Raw genomic sequence first — 15,812 nt, 5'->3', positions numbered from 1 at the left:
GAACCAGACGGTTTTCACCATGCGCGACGGCCAGGTCAGCCTGGACCGCCGGCTGGTGCTCCGCGGCATCGACCTGACCGTCGAGGCCGGCGAGGTCGTGGCCGTGCTCGGCGCGAACGGGTCGGGCAAGTCCACCCTCATCCGGACTCTGCTCGGCCTGACACCGCTGTCCGGCGGCTCGACCCTCCTGTACGGCACGCCGCCCGCGCGGTTCCGCGAGTGGTGGCGGATCGGCTACGTGCCCCAGCGGCTCTCGGTGGGCGGAGGCGTGCCGACCACCATCCGCGAGGTCGTCGCCTCCGGCAGGATCGCCCGGCAGCGGCGGCTCCGGCCGACCAGCGCCGCCGACCGCGAGGCCACCACCGCGGCGCTGGAGGCCGTCGGCATGGCCCACCGCGCCGGAGACCCGGTCCAGACCCTGTCCGGCGGGCAGCAGCAGCGGGTGCTGATCGCCCGCGCCCTCGCCGGGGAGCCCGACACCTTCGTCATGGACGAGCCCACGGCGGGCGTGGACTCCGAGAGCCAGCAGCTCCTGGCCGACACCCTGTCCGCACTCGTCAGCCGGGGCAAGACGGTCCTGCTGGTGGCCCACGAGCTCGGCCCCCTGGAGCCGCTCATCACCCGTGCGGTGGTGCTCAGGGACGGCTGCGTCTGCCATGACGGACCACCGCCCCACGCCGTCGGCGCGCACGCGCTGCCCGGCCACGATCACGTGCATCCGCACGCCGAGGAGAAGCCCGCAAGCCCGCTCGACTGGAGACCGGTGTCGTGATCGACCTTCTGCGATTCGACTTCATGCAGCGGGCGCTGCTCGCCGCCCTCCTGGTCGGCCTGGTCGCCCCGGCGATCGGAACGTTCATCGTGCAGCGCCGCCTCGCCCTGCTGGGCGACGGCATCGGGCACGTCGCGCTGACCGGCGTGGCGCTCGGCTTCCTGACCGGCACCGCCCCCGTGCTGACCGCCGTGGGTGTCTCGGTACTCGGCGCCGTGGCGATCGAGCTGGTCCGCGAACGCGGCAGGACCAGCGGCGATGTGGCGCTCGCCCTGCTTTTCTACGGCGGCATCGCCGGAGGCGTGCTGCTCATCTCGCTGGCGCCGGGCGGCAGCAACGCCACCCTGATGTCCTACCTGTTCGGCTCGATCAGCAGCGTCAACGCCCAGGACGTGTGGGTGATCGGCCTGCTGGCGGCCGCCGTACTGTGCATGGTCGCCGTCTTCGGCCGCGAACTCTACGTACTCTGCCAGGACGAGGAGGTCGCCAGGGCCAGCGGTCTGCCGGTGCGTTTCCTCAGCCTGCTGATCGCCGTCACCGCCGCGCTGACCGTGGTCATCGCCATGCGCGTGGTAGGACTGCTGCTCGTCAGCGCGTTGATGGTGGTCCCGGTGGCGACCAGCCAGCAACTCACCCGGGGGTTCAGGAGCACGATGGGGCTTTCCATGGTTTTCGGGGTGATCGCCACGGTCGGTGGCCTGACCTCCTCGTTCTATGTCGAGGTTCCGCCGGGCGCCGTGATCGTGATCGTGGCCCTGGCGGGGTTCGCCCTGGCTCTCGGGCTCGGTAGATTCGTACGCCGAAGCCGATCACAGGAGTCCATCCCATGAGCAACAGACGTGATGCCGTCCATGACGTCCTCCGCCGGAGCGAGGGCTTCCGCAGCGCGCAGGACGTCTACGCCGAGATGCGCGCGGAGGGGGCGAAGATCGGACTGACCACGGTCTACCGAGCACTTCAGGCGCTGACCGACAGCGGTCACGTCGACATGCTCAGGACCGACGACGGCGAGTCGGTCTACCGCGCGTGCACCAGCGGTGATCATCACCACCACCTGGTCTGCCGCCACTGCGGACGGACCGTGGAGGTGGCCGGGCCCGCGGTGGAGCGCTGGGCTGAGGCGATCGGCTCCGAGCACGGTTTCACCGAGATCACTCACACGGTCGAGGTCTTCGGCACCTGCGGCTCCTGCTCGGCCGCCGTCAAGAGCGCCGGAGCGGCGAGCCGGGTCTGAGGACGCGGCCACCGGGGCGAGACCTCCGGGCGTGGCGGACAGGGCCCAGAACCGCCGCCGGGCGTGGCTGACGGGGCCCGGACCCGCCGCCGCGCCGTCACGGGAGCCCCCTAACGCGCGCCGGAGAGATACGCTTCCGAGACGGCGAGTCGCCGTACGCGCTCTCACGTTAAAACCGCATATAACAGGAGTCAACATGCCATTCGGACATGACATGGTGCACTCACTCGCCACTATGGTCGACCTGATCAACACCTCTCCCTCCACGGGGGGTCAGGAGGGGTTGCCCGATCTGAAGAAGCTCGGCGAATTCGTGAAACGCCGGCAGGTGAGCGGCATAGGCAGACTCGACGCCACCGACCTGAGCCAGGTGCGCGCCCTGCGCGAGGCCTTCCACAAGGTTCTCACCGCCCCGGACCAGGCCACCGCGGTCATCCGGCTGAACACACTGCTGAGCGGCAACCGGATCACCCCCCGCCTGACCGAGCACGACGGCCACCCCGTGCACGTCCACTACTTCGCGCCGGACGCCTCGCTCGCCGAGCACCTGTCGGCCGACCTCGGCGTCGCCCTGGCCCACCTGATCGTCGAGGGCGAGTGGGAACGGCTGCGCACCTGCTCGGCCCCCGACTGCGACCACATCTTCATTGACGAGTCCCGCAACCGGTCCCGGGTCTACTGCGACAGCCGTACGTGCGGAAACCGCATGCACGTCGCCGCCTACCGCGCCCGCCGCCGCGCCTGAGAGGCCGGCCCCGGCGCACCCGTCGGCGGGGCCGGCGTCACCGGGAGCGTGCCGTCACTCGGCGACCGCGTTCGGCAGGGCTCCGCCGTACCGCCTGTCGCGCTTGGCGTAGGTCTCGCAGGCCTCCCACAGGTCCCGGCGGTCGAAGTCGGGCCACAGGCGGTTGAGGAAGACCATCTCCGCGTAGGCCGACTGCCAGATCAGGAAGTTGGAGGTGCGCTGCTCACCCGAGGAGCGCAGGAAGAGGTCGACGTCGGGGATCTCGGGCTCGTCGAGATAGCGGGCGAAGGTCTCCTCACGCACCCGGCCCGGCCTGACCCGCCCGGCGGCGATGTCCTCGGCCAGGCGCAACGCCGCGTCCACGATCTCGGCGCGCCCGCCGTAGTTGACGCAGAACTGCAGCGTCATCGTGGAGTTGCCCTCGGTCATTCTCTCGGCGTCCTGCAGTTCGGAGATGACGCTCTTCCACAGCCGCCCGGGACGGCCGGCCCAGCGGACCCGCACGCCCATGGCGTGCAGGTCGTCCCTGCGGCGGCGGATGACGTCACGGTTGAAGCCCATCAGGAAGCGCACCTCGTCGGGGGAGCGCTTCCAGTTCTCGGTGGAGAAGGCGTATGCCGACAGGTAGGGGATGCCGAGCTCGATCGCCCCCTCGATCACGTCGAAGAGCGACGCCTCGCCGGCTTTGTGGCCCTCGGTCCGCGGCAGGCCACGCTGTTTGGCCCAGCGGCCGTTGCCGTCCATCACGATCGCCACGTGCCGTGGCACGAGGTCGCGCGGGATGGGGGGCGGGGTCGCACCGGAAGGGTGAGAGGCCGGAGGACGGACGTTCACTTTGCGAGCTCCCTTTCTACGTGTCGGAGAGAGCGTATGCCGTGTTCCAGGTGCCATTGGAGATACGCGGCGACCAGCCCGCTGCACTCGGCGCGGTGCCGGCTCTCGGAGGCGTCGGCGGTGAGCCAGTCGCCTCTCAGCAGCGCCACCATCAGCGCGAGGGTCTCCCCTGCGGGCACGGCGGCGCCCGCGGGACGGCACCCCCCGCACACCGTTCCCCCCGCCACGATGGCGAACGCCCGCACCGCGGGGGCCCTGCAGCGGGCACACGACTCCAGAGCGGGGGCGTAACCGGCCACGGCCAGCGAGCGCAGGAAGTAGGCGTCGAGGACCAGCCGGGGCTCGTGCTCGGCCGAGCCGAGCGTGCGCAGGCCGCCGACGAGCAACAGGAACTGCCGGAGCGCCGGCTCCTTCTCACCCATGATCAGCCGGTCGGCGGTCTCCAGCATCGCGCTGCCCGCGGTGTAGCGCGGGTAGTCGGTGACGAGCGCCTCGCCGTAGGGACGGACCGTCTCGGCCTGGGTGATCACATCGAGCGTGCGGCCGGTGTGGAGCTGGAGATCCACGTGGGTGAACGGCTCCAGCCGGGCGCCGAACCGCGAGGTGGTCCGCCTGACCCCCTTGGCGACTCCCCTGATCTTTCCGGTGCGCCTCGTCAGCACGGTGACGATGCGGTCGGCCTCGCCCAGCTTGTGGGTGCGCAGCACGATGCCGTCGTCACGGTAGAGACTCACCTGGTCAGTCTAGGGGGATGCCCCGCGCGACAGGGCTTCAATCATGATCAAATGGCACGGATGGATCACGAGTGCATGTTGTTCGCCTAAAACTCACTAAACTTTGCCCTCTGGCGAGCTCCCCGCGCCACGTTTCACCCCGCCCCCGCACGAAAGGGTGCCATGCCCCGCGTGGTCCTGCTGGGCTCATCGCCCAGCCCCGATGCCGTTCACGGCCAGTCGACGCCGCCCTCCGCGCTGACTCTGCCCGCGCTCCCCGGCTGCCCCACGGTGATCGGCAAGCTGCACGGCCAGCTCTCCTCGCTCGACTCCGCGCCGGTGACGATCGCCCGCTCGGGCGACGCGCCGGCCTACCGGGGCTTCCCCGGCACGATCGTCGAGACCTCGGACATGGCGGGCGACCTGCGTGCCGTGGCCGACGCGGTCGAGCACGCCACGGAGGACCTGCTCATCCTCCCGGCCAACTCGCTGATCCACGACGAGCTGATCTACCAGATCACCAAGTCGAAGCGCGGAGCGCTCGCGCTGATCGTCAAGGAGCCCCGCGAGGAGGACGAGAACGGCGACGCCATCGTCCCCGACGTCCCGATCGAGGAGGCGCAGCCGGAGATCGGCGACCGGACGCTGGAGGGTTTCCCGGTCCGGGTACGCGCCAGCAGGTCCCGGGTGATCTCGGTCGGCTCGGCCTACCACGCGGTGACGCGGCCCAACGCCGTCCTGCTCGGCCCGCTGTACCTGCACCAGAAGCACGCGGCCACGCTGGCCGAGGTCGCCCGCGAGCTCGCCGAGATCACCCACCTGTTCGGCCCCGAGGACGACCTGGTCCAGGTCCTGGTCCTGGGGTTGGTACGGCGGGGCGTCTCGGTCGGCATCCGAGGCCGCCGCGACCTGTTCTACCGCCGGGTCGAGACCCGGGAGCAGGCCGACGAGGCAGTGGCCGAGATGTCCACGTTCAACGAGGACCGGGCCCGGCTGAACAACGCGGTCAAGGGCGCCGACGGCTTCTTCACCACCTACTTCGTCAGCACCTACTCGCGCTTCATCGCCCGCTGGGCGGCCCGGCGCGGACTCACGCCCAACCAGGTCACGCTGATCTCGATCGCCCTGGGTGTGGCGGCGGCGGCGTGCTTCGCCACCGGCGCGCGGACCGGGATGGTCGCCGGCGGCATCCTGATCTACTTCGCGTTCGTGTTCGACTGCGTGGACGGGCAGGTCGCGCGCTACGCCCGCAAGTTCGGCGTGCTGGGGGCATGGCTGGACGCCACCTTCGACCGGTTCAAGGAATACGTGGTCTTCGCCGGCCTGGCGGTCGGTGCGGCCGTCTCCGGCGTGGGCGACGTGTGGACGCTGGCGCTGATCGCGCTCGGCCTTCAGTCCATCAAGCATCTCCTGGACTTCTCCTTCGGCGCGGCCAACCGGCGCAAGCCGCCGGCAGTGCTGCCCTCGATGTCCCTGACGGCCAGCGCCGACACCGACCTGCGCGTGGCGCTGGAGCAGCGCAAGATCGCGCGCAGCGGCGGGGTCAGCGGTCTGCTGAAGATGTGGAGCAACGCAGGCAGATACCGGGCGGTGCACTGGGCCCGCAAGATGATCGTCTTCCCCATCGGTGAGCGCTTCGCCGCCATCGCCATCGTCGGCGCCTTCTTCGACGCCCGGGTCACCTTCCTCACCCTGATCATCTGGGGCGGCATCGGCGCCACCTACTCGCTCACCGGACGTCTGATGAGGTCGCTCGTATGATCACTCAGCCCCAGACCACTCCCGCTCCGGACCCTCACGAGGAACGGCTGCGCGTCCAGACGGCGCGTCTGCTCGCCTACCGCGACGACGGTCCGCTGGTCACATCGCTCCGCGGCAGGATGGGCCGGGGGCTGCCCCCGGTGCCGGCCGCACTCGTCGCACTGCTCGCGATCATCGCGATGGCGGTGGCCGGGATGCTGGAGGACGGCCCGATCCTGCTCGTCCCGGTTCTGATCCTGGTGGCCCTGGTGCTGCCGACCGCGGCCCGTGACCACCTGGGCAGGTTCGACTGGCTGATGCCGCCGCTGATCCGGGCGTCCGAGTTCCTCACGATCATCCTGATCGGCCTGGCGGCCGAGGAGCCCAAGTGGCTGCTGTTCGTGCTGATCTACGTGATCGGCTACCACACCTACGACACGGTGTACCGGACGCGGCAGAGCATCTGGCCGCCCGACTGGGTGTTCAAGGCGGGGCTGGGCTGGGAGCTCCGGCTGCTGCTGATCGGCGCCGGCGCGGCGCTGGGCGTGCTGATCTGGGTGCTGGCCGCGCTCACGCTCTACCTCGGTGTGCTGTTCGCCGTCGAGAGCGTGACGAGCTGGGTCCGCCTCGACAAGGAGTCGGCGCTCGCCCAGGCGGGCGACGACCTGGAGGCCTCCCCCGAGGAGGCCATGGAGCAGGCGACGGGCGAGGCCGAGCCCGCCTGAGGTCGGCCGAGGCGCGCCGGTGTCCGGCTGAGGCGCGCCGTACCCACATGGCCGTGCCCCGGAGAGGGCCACGATAGAGGGCCGCGACATTCCGTCGCGGCCCTCTACCGTGTCGCGGCCCTACCGTGTCGCGGAACAACCCTCTGCCCTGTCGCGACCTGCGCGGGCCGCCACATCGCGGAACAGCGAGGACTGTTGTGTTACAAAGCAACGTGGAACTGGATCGGCTGGATCGTGACATCATCGGGGCGCTCGTCGAGGACGCCCGCAGCACCTATGCGGAGATCGGGCAGAGGGTGGGCCTGTCGGCGTCGGCGGTGAAACGGCGGGTGGACCGGCTGCGGGAGACGGGGGCCATCACCGGGTTCACCGCGCGGGTGGAGCCCTCGGCGCTCGGCTGGACCACCGAGGCCTATGTGGAGCTCTTCTGCGCGGGCAAGACCTCTCCGTCGGAGATCGGAATGGCCGTCGCCCGCCTTCCCGAGGTGGTCTCGGCCTGCACCATCACCGGAGAGGCCGACGCGTTGCTGCACATCAGGGCCACCGACGTACGCCACGTGGAACAGGTGATCGAGCGCATCGCCGCGGAGCCGTTCGTGGTGCGGACCAAGAGTTCCATCGTGCTCTCCCGGCTGATCGACACCCCGCTGACCGCCGCACGCAACGGATCGTCGTCCATCGTCTGAAACACGCAAGGGACCTGTGCGGATGCGCATGGTCGGGCTCTTGGCCTGCATGAACATCCGTTCCTAGGCTGTTGCCGTCCCCACTACGACGTCTTTTGCGGAGTTTCTTATGACCAAGCACTACCTCATGTGCCGGCCCGACTACTTCGCGGTCGAGTATGCGATCAACCCGTGGATGGACCCCGAGGCCGGTGCGGACCGGGAGACGGCGATCCGGCAGTGGGAGGCCCTCAAGAGCGCCTACGAGGAGCTCGGGCACCAGGTCAGCCTGATCGACCCGGTGGAGGGTCTGCCGGACATGGTCTTCGCCGCCAACGGCGCCCTGGTCGTCGACGGCCGGGTGTACGGTGCGCGGTTCGCCCACCCGGAGCGTGCCGCCGAGGGGCCGGCGTATCTGCAGTGGTTCGTCGACAACGGCTACGACCGGGTGCACGAGGCGGCCTTCACCAACGAGGGCGAGGGGGACTTCCTCACGCTCGACCACCTGGTGCTGGCCGGGACGGGGTTCCGGACGGACATCACCGCGCACAAGGAGGCCCAGGAGTTCCTCGGCCGCCCGGTGGTGACGCTGCAGCTGGTTGACCCGCGCTTCTACCACCTGGACACCGCCCTGTTCCCGCTAAACGGATATAACGTGGCATACTTCCCGGGTGCCTTCTCGGCGGGGAGCCAGGAGGTGCTGCGGAACCTTTTCCCCGACGCCATCATCGCGGACGAGAACGACGCGACCGTGCTGGGTCTCAACGCGGTCAGCGACGGCACCCGCGTGGTGGTCAACGCCGAGGCCGCCAACCTCCAGCTGGAGCTCAAGCGCAACGGCTTCGAGGTCATCCCGGTCGACCTGTCGGAGCTGCGCAAGGCGGGTGGCGGACCCAAGTGCTGCACGCTCGAGATTCGGGGATGAAAGCAGACATAACGACCGGAATCAAAGAAACGGCGAATATCGGATGACCACCACAGACGAGTTCATCGAGCTCAGTGAGCGTCGCAGCGCGCACAACTACCACCCGCTCCCCATCGTGATCCACGAGGCGCAGGGCGCCTGGGTCACCGATGTGGAGGGCAAGCGGTTCCTGGACTGCCTGTCCGGTTACTCCTCCCTGAACTTCGGTCACGGTAACCCGAAGATCGTCGAGGCGGCGCAGCAGCAGCTGACCAAGCTGACCCTGACCAGCCGCGCCTTCTTCCACGACCAGTTCGCCACCTTCGCCGCCGGGCTGGGCGACCTCACCGGCAAGGACATGGTCCTGCCGATGAACACCGGTGCCGAGGCCGTGGAGACCGCGATCAAGGTGGCCCGCAAGTGGGGTTACGAGGTCAAGGGTGTCGCCCCGGAGCAGGCCAACATCATCGTGATGGAGGACAACTTCCACGGCCGCACCACCACGATCATCAGTTTCTCCACCGACCCCGACGCCCACGACGGTTTCGGCCCCTACACCCCGGGCTTCAAGATCGTGAAGTACGGCTCGGTCGAGGCGATCCGCGAGGCCGTCGACGCCAACACCGTCGCGGTGCTGCTGGAGCCCATCCAGGGCGAGGCGGGCGTGCTGGTACCGCCGGACGGCTACCTCACCCAGGTCCGCGAGCTCTGCACCGCCGAGAACATCCTGATGATCGCCGACGAGATCCAGTCCGGCCTCGGCCGCACCGGCGACACCTTCGCCTGCGATCACGAGGGGGTCGTGCCCGACATCTACGTGCTGGGCAAGGCTCTGGGCGGCGGCGTCGTCCCGGTCTCGGCGATCACCGCCAACAAGGACGTGCTCGGCGTGATCAAGCCGGGCCAGCACGGCTCCACCTTCGGCGGCAACCCGCTCGCCTGCGCGGTGGCCAACGCCGTCATCGAGATCCTCAACACCGGCGAGTACCAGGCACGGGCCAGGGAGCTCGGAGTGGTGCTGCACGAGAAGCTGCGCGGCCTCATCGGGCAGGGCGTGGTGACGGTGCGCGGCCGCGGCCTGTGGGCGGGCGTCGACATCGACCCCTCGCTGGCCACCGGGCGCGAGATCTCCCAGGCCCTGATGCGCCGCGGCGTGCTCGCCAAGGACACCCACGGCTCCACCATCCGTCTCGCCCCGCCGATCGTCATCTCCGAGGAGGACCTCCTCTGGGCCGTCGATCAGCTCGCCGACGCCCTCGGAGAGTTCACCAGGTGATCCCTCCGGTACGGCTCGCACCCGACGGCGCGAGCCGTACCGGCCCCGGCCGGTACCCGGTCACCCCTGATCGGTGAGCTCCACCGTGACGACCTCCGTGATCGCGGTGGTGGTCACGGTGTCCCAGCGGATCTCCGGGCCGGTCCATGCGCGCCGGCTCATGCGCGCCGGTACAGCTCGGTGTACTCCTCGAAGCCGGCGATCTCGCCCTCCCCGCGGCTCTTGATGAACTCCAGCGTCTCCGCCGACCTCGGCCGTTATCTCGCACGGCTCGCTGGTCTCATTCACATAACGCGGCAGTGGCCCGACCGCGAGTTCCGGCACGTCGATCCCTTCGGCACTACAGAACGGCAGGCATGCCACCGGCAGCCTGCCATATTGGCGCGTTGCCCCCGCTGTGCCCAACCGCTCTGATCGGTAACAGCAGAGCAGTTGGGAAGCGAGGAAAGACACCAAAAACAGCCGTAGGTATACAAAGCTCCACACGGTCCGGCAAAGGCGCCGTCAACCGTGTGGTCGTTATAAACAGTTCCGAGCAGAGCAATGGCGCTCCGCTCCCGTATGGAGGCTCTCCTTCATGAACTTCATGGTGCCGTCAACGACGCCGGCAGCCACCGCCCTCCTCAGCCCGGGCCGTCAGGCTCTTGACTCCGCGCTGTTCCAGCTCGACCAGGCAGCCGACCGGCTCCACCTGGACGACGGCATGCGTACGATGCTGGCCACCCCCCGTCGCTCGCTCACCGTCGCGGTGCCCGTCCGCCGCGAGGACGGCCGGATGGACGTCGTGCAGGGCTTCCGGGTCCAGCACAACACCACCCGTGGCCCCGCCAAGGGCGGGATCCGTTTCCACCCCTCCACCGACATCCACGAGGTCACCGCGCTGGCCATGTGGATGACCTGGAAGTGCGCGCTGGTCGGCATCCCGTACGGCGGCGCCAAGGGCGGCGTCTCCGTGGACCCGGCCACGATGACCCCGGGCGAGCTGGAGCGGGTCACCCGCCGCTACGTCAACGAGATCCTGCCCATCATCGGCCCGGACAAGGACATCCCGGCTCCGGACGTCGGCACCAACGAGCAGACCATGGCCTGGATCATGGACACCTACTCGGTGAACGCGGGCTACTCCGTGCCCGGCGTGGTGACCGGCAAGCCGCTGGCCCTCGGCGGCTCTCTGGGCCGGGCCGGGGCCACCTCCCGCGGCGTGCAGATCTCCGCGCTCAAGGCCCTGCCGGGCTCGCCCGAAGGCCGCACCGTCGCGGTCCAGGGCTTCGGGAAGGTCGGCGCGCTGGCCGCCCGCTACCTCGCCGACGCCGGCTGCCGCGTGGTGGCGGTCTCCGATGTCACCGGCGCGGTGATCAACCACTCCGGCCTGGACATCGAGGACCTGCAGACGTGGGTGAAGGAGACGGGCGGCGTGTACGGCTACCGCCACGCCGACGCCCTGTCCCACGAGGACCTGCTGGAGCTCGACGTGGACGTGCTCGTCCCGGCCGCGCTGGAAGGCGTGATCACGGCGGAGAACGCGCCGAAGGTCAGAGCCCGCCTGATCGTGGAGGGCGCCAACGGCCCCACCACCCCGGAGGCGGACCAGATCCTGACCGACGCCGGGACCACGGTGGTGCCGGACATCCTGGCCAACGCGGGCGGTGTGATCGTCTCCTACCTTGAGTGGGTGCAGAACCTGCAGGCCTTCTCCTGGAGCGAGAACGAGATCAACACCAAGCTCCGCGAGCTCATGGAGAACTCCTTCGACGCGGTCACGGCGATGTCCGCCGAGCACGGGGTCACCCTGCGCCAGGCCGCCCACCTCATCGGCGTGGGCAGGGTCGCCGAGGTCCACCGGCTGCGTGGTCTCCACCCCTGATGGAACGGCCCGGTCTCCCTCGGGAGACCGGGCCCGCCCGTCGCTAACGGGGAGGACCACCCGGGTTCGGTGCCGCAGCGGGTTGGGAGGGCTGATCCAGGGCTGTGACCAGCCCTTCCAGGTCACGCATGAGCCGCTCGGTGCGCTCGGTGCCGTAGGCGGCCTCGATCAGCCGGTGATGGCCGGCCACCCCGCCATCCACCCGGGCGAGCAGCTCGCCCCCCCGGTCGGCGAGAAAGACCGCGACCTTGCGCCGGTCGGCCGGATCATGCCCTCGGTAGACGAGCGAGCGGTCGATGAGCCGGTCGATCGCCTTGGTCAGCGTCGGATGCGGTATCAGCACGGCCTCGGCCAGATCACCCATCGAGTGGCCTCGTCCGTCGGCCAGGGCACGCAGGATGCGCCACTGCTCGACCGTGACGCCCTCCGCGGTCACCGCGGCGGCGAGACCCCGGTTGACGCTGCGCTCTGCCCGGCTGAGCAGGTAAGCAAGCGAGGATCCCAGTCCGGTCGTCACCACGTGAAGCTCCCGTCCGCATCCCGATTATGTAAAAGGTCTAACAAGGCTCCTTTTGGGAGGATACTCGTCTGCGTGGCAGAAGCCATCACACCGGTTATTGACCCTCTGGAAGCCCAGCTCATCCAGAGCGACGCCCTGCGCGTCGGCCTTGTGGTGCCGGTGTCCGGGGTCCTCGGCCTGATCGGACCGTGTGCGATCAACTGCGCGATCCTCGCCGCCGACGAGGTCAACCTCGCGGGCGGGGTGCTCGGCAGACCGGTCGAGCTGGTCCTGATCGACGGTGGCCGCCCCGCGAGGAGGGTGGCGGCCGAGGTCAGGATGCTCACGGACGGCCGCGCGATCGACGCGGTGGTCGGCACCCACGGCAGCGACGTGCGGCTCGCGGTGGTCCGGGCACTGGCCGGGCGGGCGCCGTTCGTCTACGCCCCGCCGTACGAGGGGGGTGGTCACGCGCCCGGGGTCTACTTCCTGGGCGAGACGCCTGACCGCCAGCTCCGGCCGGGCATCGACTGGCTGATCGAGCGGCGCCACGCCCGCAGGTGGTTCCTGCTCGGCAACGACTACATCTGGCCGCGCCTGGCGCACGAGGCGGCCCGCCGCCATCTCGCCGCCCGCAACGTCACGGTCGTCGGCGAGCGGTTCGTGCCGTACGGCATGCGCGACCTCCCTCTGCTCCTGGAACAGCTGGCCACCAGCCGGGCCGACGCCGTGCTGCTCAGCCTGGTCGGCCGCGATCTCGTCACCTTCAACCGGGCCTTCACCGCGGCCGGGCTGTCGTGCCCGAGGCTCTGCGGAGCGCTGGAGGAGCACGGCCTGCTCGGCATCGGCGGAGACGCCACCGGCGAGCTCTACGGGGCGATGGGCTACTTCGCGAGCATGGTCACCGACCACAGCCTGAGCCTCGGTGAGCGCTACATCCGCCGCTTCGGCAGCAGCGCACCCCTGCTCAACGGGCATGGCCAGGGCTGCTACGAAGCGGTGCTGATGCTCGCCGCGCTCAGCGCCCGTGCCGGGACGCTCGCCGTACCCGTGGTGGACGCGATCGCCGACGGCACCTCCATCGTCACCGCGCGGGGACGGCTGACTCTCCAGGACCGGGGAGTGCGGCGGCGCGCGTACATCGGGCGGGCGGACGGGCTGGACTTCGACATCGTCCGGTAGAAGCTTCGGGTTGGAAATATTTCTTTTTCAAGAAAATTGCCCTATTCTGACCGTCGTATCCCCTTCTCTGCTGTTACGGCTGCACCCACATAGAGGAGCCGTCCATGACCACTGAGCCCTCCCTGGAGCAATTCGGCTACCAGCAGGAACTCCGCAGGTCTCTGACCTTCACCGATCTGCTCGTCTACGGCCTGATCTTCATGGTCCCGATCGCGCCGTTCGGCATCTTCGGCAGCGTCTACCAGGGCTCCGGCGGCATGGTGGCGCTCACCTACGTCATCGGCATGGTCGCGATGGCCTTCACCGCGCTGTCCTACGCGCAGATGGCCCGGGCCTTCCCGATGGCCGGGTCGGTCTACACCTACGCGGGCCGCGGCATCGCCGCGCCGGTCGGCTTCCTGTCGGGGTGGGTGATCCTGCTCGACTACGTGCTGGTACCCGCCCTGCTCTACCTCATCGCGAGTGCGGCGATGGCCTCGTTCATCCCCGCCATCCCGATCTGGGGCTGGCTGATCGTGTTCGTGGTGCTCAACACGGTCGTGAACTACACGGGCATCCAGATGACCGCGCGGATCACGAAGATCATGCTGGTCGGCGAGCTCATCGTGCTGGCGATCTTCATCATCATCGGCCTGATCGCGCTGGCCCAGGGCAAGGCCCAGGTGGGCGGGCTCAGCCCGCTGTTCGACTCCTCCACGTTCTCCTGACCGCTGGTCTTCGGCGCCGTCTCGATCGCGGTGCTGTCCTTCCTCGGCTTCGACGGCATCTCAATGCTGGCCGAGGAGAGCAAGGTGGACAGCCGCAAGCTGGGCAAGTCCATGGTCGCCGCGCTCGGCCTGGCAGGTGCGCTGTTCATCACGCAGACCTGGCTGGCCGCACTGCTCACCCCCAACCGAGCCGAACTGCTGACCAACGGCGACCCCGCGGGCACCGCGTTCTACGACGTGGCCGAGTTCGCCGGAGGCCACTGGCTCAGCATGCTGACCGCCGTCGCCACCGCCATCGCCTGGGGCTTCGCCAACTCCCTGGTCGCCCAGGCCGCCACCTCGCGCCTGCTGTTCGCGATGGCCCGCGACCGACAGCTCCCCTCCTTCCTGGCCAAGGTCCACCCCAAACACAAGGTGCCGGTCAACGCCACCCTGCTCGTGGCCGCGGTCTCCCTGATCGTCGGGCTCTACCTGACCACCCGCGAGGACGGCATCCCGCTGATCAGCGCGCTGGTCAACTTCGGCGCCATGACCGCCTTCCTCGCGCTACACATCTCGGTGGTCGTCCACTACGTCGTGCGGAAGGGCAGCCGCGACTGGTGGAGGCACCTGATCGCCCCGGCGATCGGCTTCGCGATCCTGGTCTACGTCGTGATCAACGCCAGCATCGCGGCCCAGACGCTGGGGCTTATCTGGCTCGGCATCGGCGTGGTGCTGCTCGGTATCTCCTACGCCCGCGGCCGGCGTCCCACGCTGGCGGGTATGCAGGACACGCCGGAGCCGGCCGCGAAGCGGTAGCGGCGGCACTTCCCCCGCACTGTTCCGATCACACAAGGACGGATCCCATGTTCGATATTCTCATCGGGACCGGGGAGGGTTTCACCTCCTCACGGCCCACTCCGGTGACGGACCACAGCCGGGCGGGGGCACGATGAACGTCGTCTCCTACCGGCCCGCTCCCGAAGATCTGAGCTACACCTTCGGCGGGCGCCCCGCCGTCGGCAGGATCCAGCCGGGCACGATCGTCGAGATGTACACCGAGGACTGCTTCGGCGGCCGGGTGCGCTCGGTCGACGACCTGCCGACGAGCGTCTGCGAGTTCCCCTACCTGAACCCGGTCACCGGCCCCTTCCACGTCGAGGGTGCCGAGCCCGGTGACACGCTCGCGCTGCACTTCGTCTCCATCGAACCCGCAAGGGACTGGGCGGTGTCCGCCACGTTCCCGCACTTCGGAGCGCTGACCGGCACGCACACCACCGCCATGCTCACCCCGCCGCTGGAGGAGGTCGTCTGGCGCTACGACATCGACGTGGAGAAGGGCGTGGCCCGCTACCACGCCCGCCGGGGCGACTTCACGGTCGAGCTCCCGCTGGACCCGATGCACGGCACGGTCGGGGTCGCGCCTGGCGCGTCCGAGGCCCGGATGACGATCACCCCGGACGCCCACGGCGGCAACATGGACACCCCCGAACTACGCGCCGGGGTGACCGTCTACCTCGGTGTCAACGTCGAGGGCGCCCTGTTCGCGGTGGGCGACGGGCACGCCCGCCAGGGACACGGTGAGGTGTGCGGCACCGCCGTCGAGGCGGCGATGAACACCGTGGTCGCGGTGGAACTGATCAAGGGTGTGAGCACCCCGTGGCCACGTCTGGAGGACGACGACCACCTGATGTCGACCGGTTCGGCGCGCCCGCTGGAGGACGCCTTCCGGATCAGCCAGCACGACCTGGTCACCTGGGCCGCCGACCTCACCGGCCTGGACACTCTGGACGCCTACCAGCTGGTCAGTCAGATCGGCGAGGCACCGGTCGGCAACGTCTGCGACACCAACTACACGATGCTCGCCAAGGTCCCCAAGCGCTACCTCGGCAGCCCCGACGTCTACGAGTCGGCCCACGGGCGACTGCGCGACCTCGGGCGGCGTTACCTCGCCGAGCGCTGACAGCGGACCC

15 protein-coding genes and 1 pseudogene are annotated in these 15,812 nt (G+C 69.4%); 13 read left to right on the top strand and 3 right to left on the bottom strand.

The features are described from left to right. The first annotated feature begins 19 nt into the window (after positions 1–19). From ACIN94_RS15845 to ACIN94_RS15830, 4 genes are all read left to right on the top strand, one after another. Positions 20–772 (top strand): metal ABC transporter ATP-binding protein, encoded by a 753-nt coding sequence (locus ACIN94_RS15845; RefSeq protein ID WP_400705871.1) that lies wholly within the window; start codon positions 20–22, stop codon positions 770–772. Next, positions 769–1,602, top strand: a complete 834-nt coding sequence (locus ACIN94_RS15840) for a metal ABC transporter permease (RefSeq protein ID WP_400705691.1) — start codon at positions 769–771, stop codon at positions 1,600–1,602. The genes ACIN94_RS15845 and ACIN94_RS15840 overlap by 4 nt, the downstream gene beginning before the upstream one ends. Beyond that, entirely contained in the window at positions 1,599–2,006 is a 408-nt protein-coding gene (locus tag ACIN94_RS15835; RefSeq protein WP_400705688.1) for a Fur family transcriptional regulator, read from the top strand. Before ACIN94_RS15840 ends, ACIN94_RS15835 begins: the two co-directional genes overlap by 4 nt. Positions 2,007–2,202: 196 nt before the next feature. Further along, positions 2,203–2,751 (top strand): CGNR zinc finger domain-containing protein, encoded by a 549-nt coding sequence (locus ACIN94_RS15830; RefSeq protein WP_400705685.1) that lies wholly within the window; start codon positions 2,203–2,205, stop codon positions 2,749–2,751. A gap of 54 nt (positions 2,752–2,805) precedes the next feature. On the opposite strand, the gene ACIN94_RS15825 is transcribed toward ACIN94_RS15830, so the two are convergent. Together ACIN94_RS15825 and recO are read right to left on the bottom strand one after the other, a co-directional pair. Beyond that, positions 2,806–3,585 (bottom strand): isoprenyl transferase, encoded by a 780-nt coding sequence (locus ACIN94_RS15825; RefSeq protein ID WP_400705682.1) that lies wholly within the window; start codon positions 3,583–3,585, stop codon positions 2,806–2,808. Further along, positions 3,582–4,319: a DNA repair protein RecO gene (gene recO, locus ACIN94_RS15820; RefSeq protein WP_400705679.1), complete on the bottom strand. Its 738-nt coding sequence runs from the start codon at positions 4,317–4,319 to the stop codon at positions 3,582–3,584. The genes ACIN94_RS15825 and recO overlap by 4 nt, the downstream gene beginning before the upstream one ends. A 162-nt stretch (positions 4,320–4,481) precedes the next feature. On the opposite strand from recO, the gene ACIN94_RS15815 reads away from it, so the two are divergent. The 6 genes from ACIN94_RS15815 to ACIN94_RS15790 all read left to right on the top strand — a co-directional run bounded on the left by ACIN94_RS15815 (position 4,482) and on the right by ACIN94_RS15790 (position 11,472). Continuing rightward, positions 4,482–6,059 carry a CDP-alcohol phosphatidyltransferase family protein gene (locus ACIN94_RS15815; protein WP_400705676.1) on the top strand — a complete coding sequence of 526 codons (1,578 nt, stop codon included), beginning with the start codon at positions 4,482–4,484 and terminating at the stop codon, positions 6,057–6,059. Next, positions 6,056–6,763: a DUF5941 domain-containing protein gene (locus ACIN94_RS15810; protein WP_400705673.1), complete on the top strand. Its 708-nt coding sequence runs from the start codon at positions 6,056–6,058 to the stop codon at positions 6,761–6,763. Before ACIN94_RS15815 ends, ACIN94_RS15810 begins: the two co-directional genes overlap by 4 nt. A 212-nt stretch (positions 6,764–6,975) precedes the next feature. Next, complete coding sequence (locus ACIN94_RS15805) at positions 6,976–7,449, top strand: Lrp/AsnC family transcriptional regulator (protein ID WP_400705670.1); 474 nt, start codon at positions 6,976–6,978, stop codon at positions 7,447–7,449. A 109-nt stretch (positions 7,450–7,558) separates the two neighbouring features. After that, positions 7,559–8,353: a dimethylargininase gene (ddaH, locus tag ACIN94_RS15800; protein ID WP_400705667.1), complete on the top strand. Its 795-nt coding sequence runs from the start codon at positions 7,559–7,561 to the stop codon at positions 8,351–8,353. A gap of 43 nt (positions 8,354–8,396) precedes the next feature. Next, positions 8,397–9,608 carry an ornithine--oxo-acid transaminase gene (rocD, locus tag ACIN94_RS15795; RefSeq protein ID WP_400705664.1) on the top strand — a complete coding sequence of 404 codons (1,212 nt, stop codon included), beginning with the start codon at positions 8,397–8,399 and terminating at the stop codon, positions 9,606–9,608. A 577-nt stretch (positions 9,609–10,185) separates the two neighbouring features. After that, positions 10,186–11,472, top strand: coding sequence for a Glu/Leu/Phe/Val dehydrogenase (locus ACIN94_RS15790; protein WP_400705661.1), 1,287 nt, complete (start codon positions 10,186–10,188; stop codon positions 11,470–11,472). 43 nt (positions 11,473–11,515) lie between these two features. On the opposite strand, the gene ACIN94_RS15785 is transcribed toward ACIN94_RS15790, so the two are convergent. Next, positions 11,516–11,992, bottom strand: coding sequence for a MarR family winged helix-turn-helix transcriptional regulator (locus ACIN94_RS15785; RefSeq protein WP_400705659.1), 477 nt, complete (start codon positions 11,990–11,992; stop codon positions 11,516–11,518). 72 nt (positions 11,993–12,064) lie between these two features. On the opposite strand from ACIN94_RS15785, the gene ACIN94_RS15780 reads away from it, so the two are divergent. The 3 genes and pseudogenes from ACIN94_RS15780 (at position 12,065) to ACIN94_RS15770 (ending at position 15,802) form a co-directional block, all read left to right on the top strand. Beyond that, a complete protein-coding gene (locus ACIN94_RS15780) occupies positions 12,065–13,153 on the top strand; it encodes a substrate-binding domain-containing protein (protein ID WP_400705657.1) in 1,089 nt (362 codons plus the stop codon). A gap of 104 nt (positions 13,154–13,257) precedes the next feature. After that, a pseudogene (locus tag ACIN94_RS15775) lies at positions 13,258–14,658 on the top strand (APC family permease). Between the two features lie 133 nt (positions 14,659–14,791). After that, positions 14,792–15,802 (top strand): acetamidase/formamidase family protein, encoded by a 1,011-nt coding sequence (locus ACIN94_RS15770; RefSeq protein WP_400705655.1) that lies wholly within the window; start codon positions 14,792–14,794, stop codon positions 15,800–15,802. Positions 15,803–15,812: the final 10 nt, after the last annotated feature.

This window comes from Streptosporangium sp. NPDC087985 (assembly GCF_044741965.1).
Lineage (GTDB): Bacteria > Actinomycetota > Actinomycetes > Streptosporangiales > Streptosporangiaceae > Streptosporangium.
The sequence above is the reverse complement of the archived record's forward strand: the minus strand, read 5'-3'. Positions and strand labels throughout refer to the sequence as shown.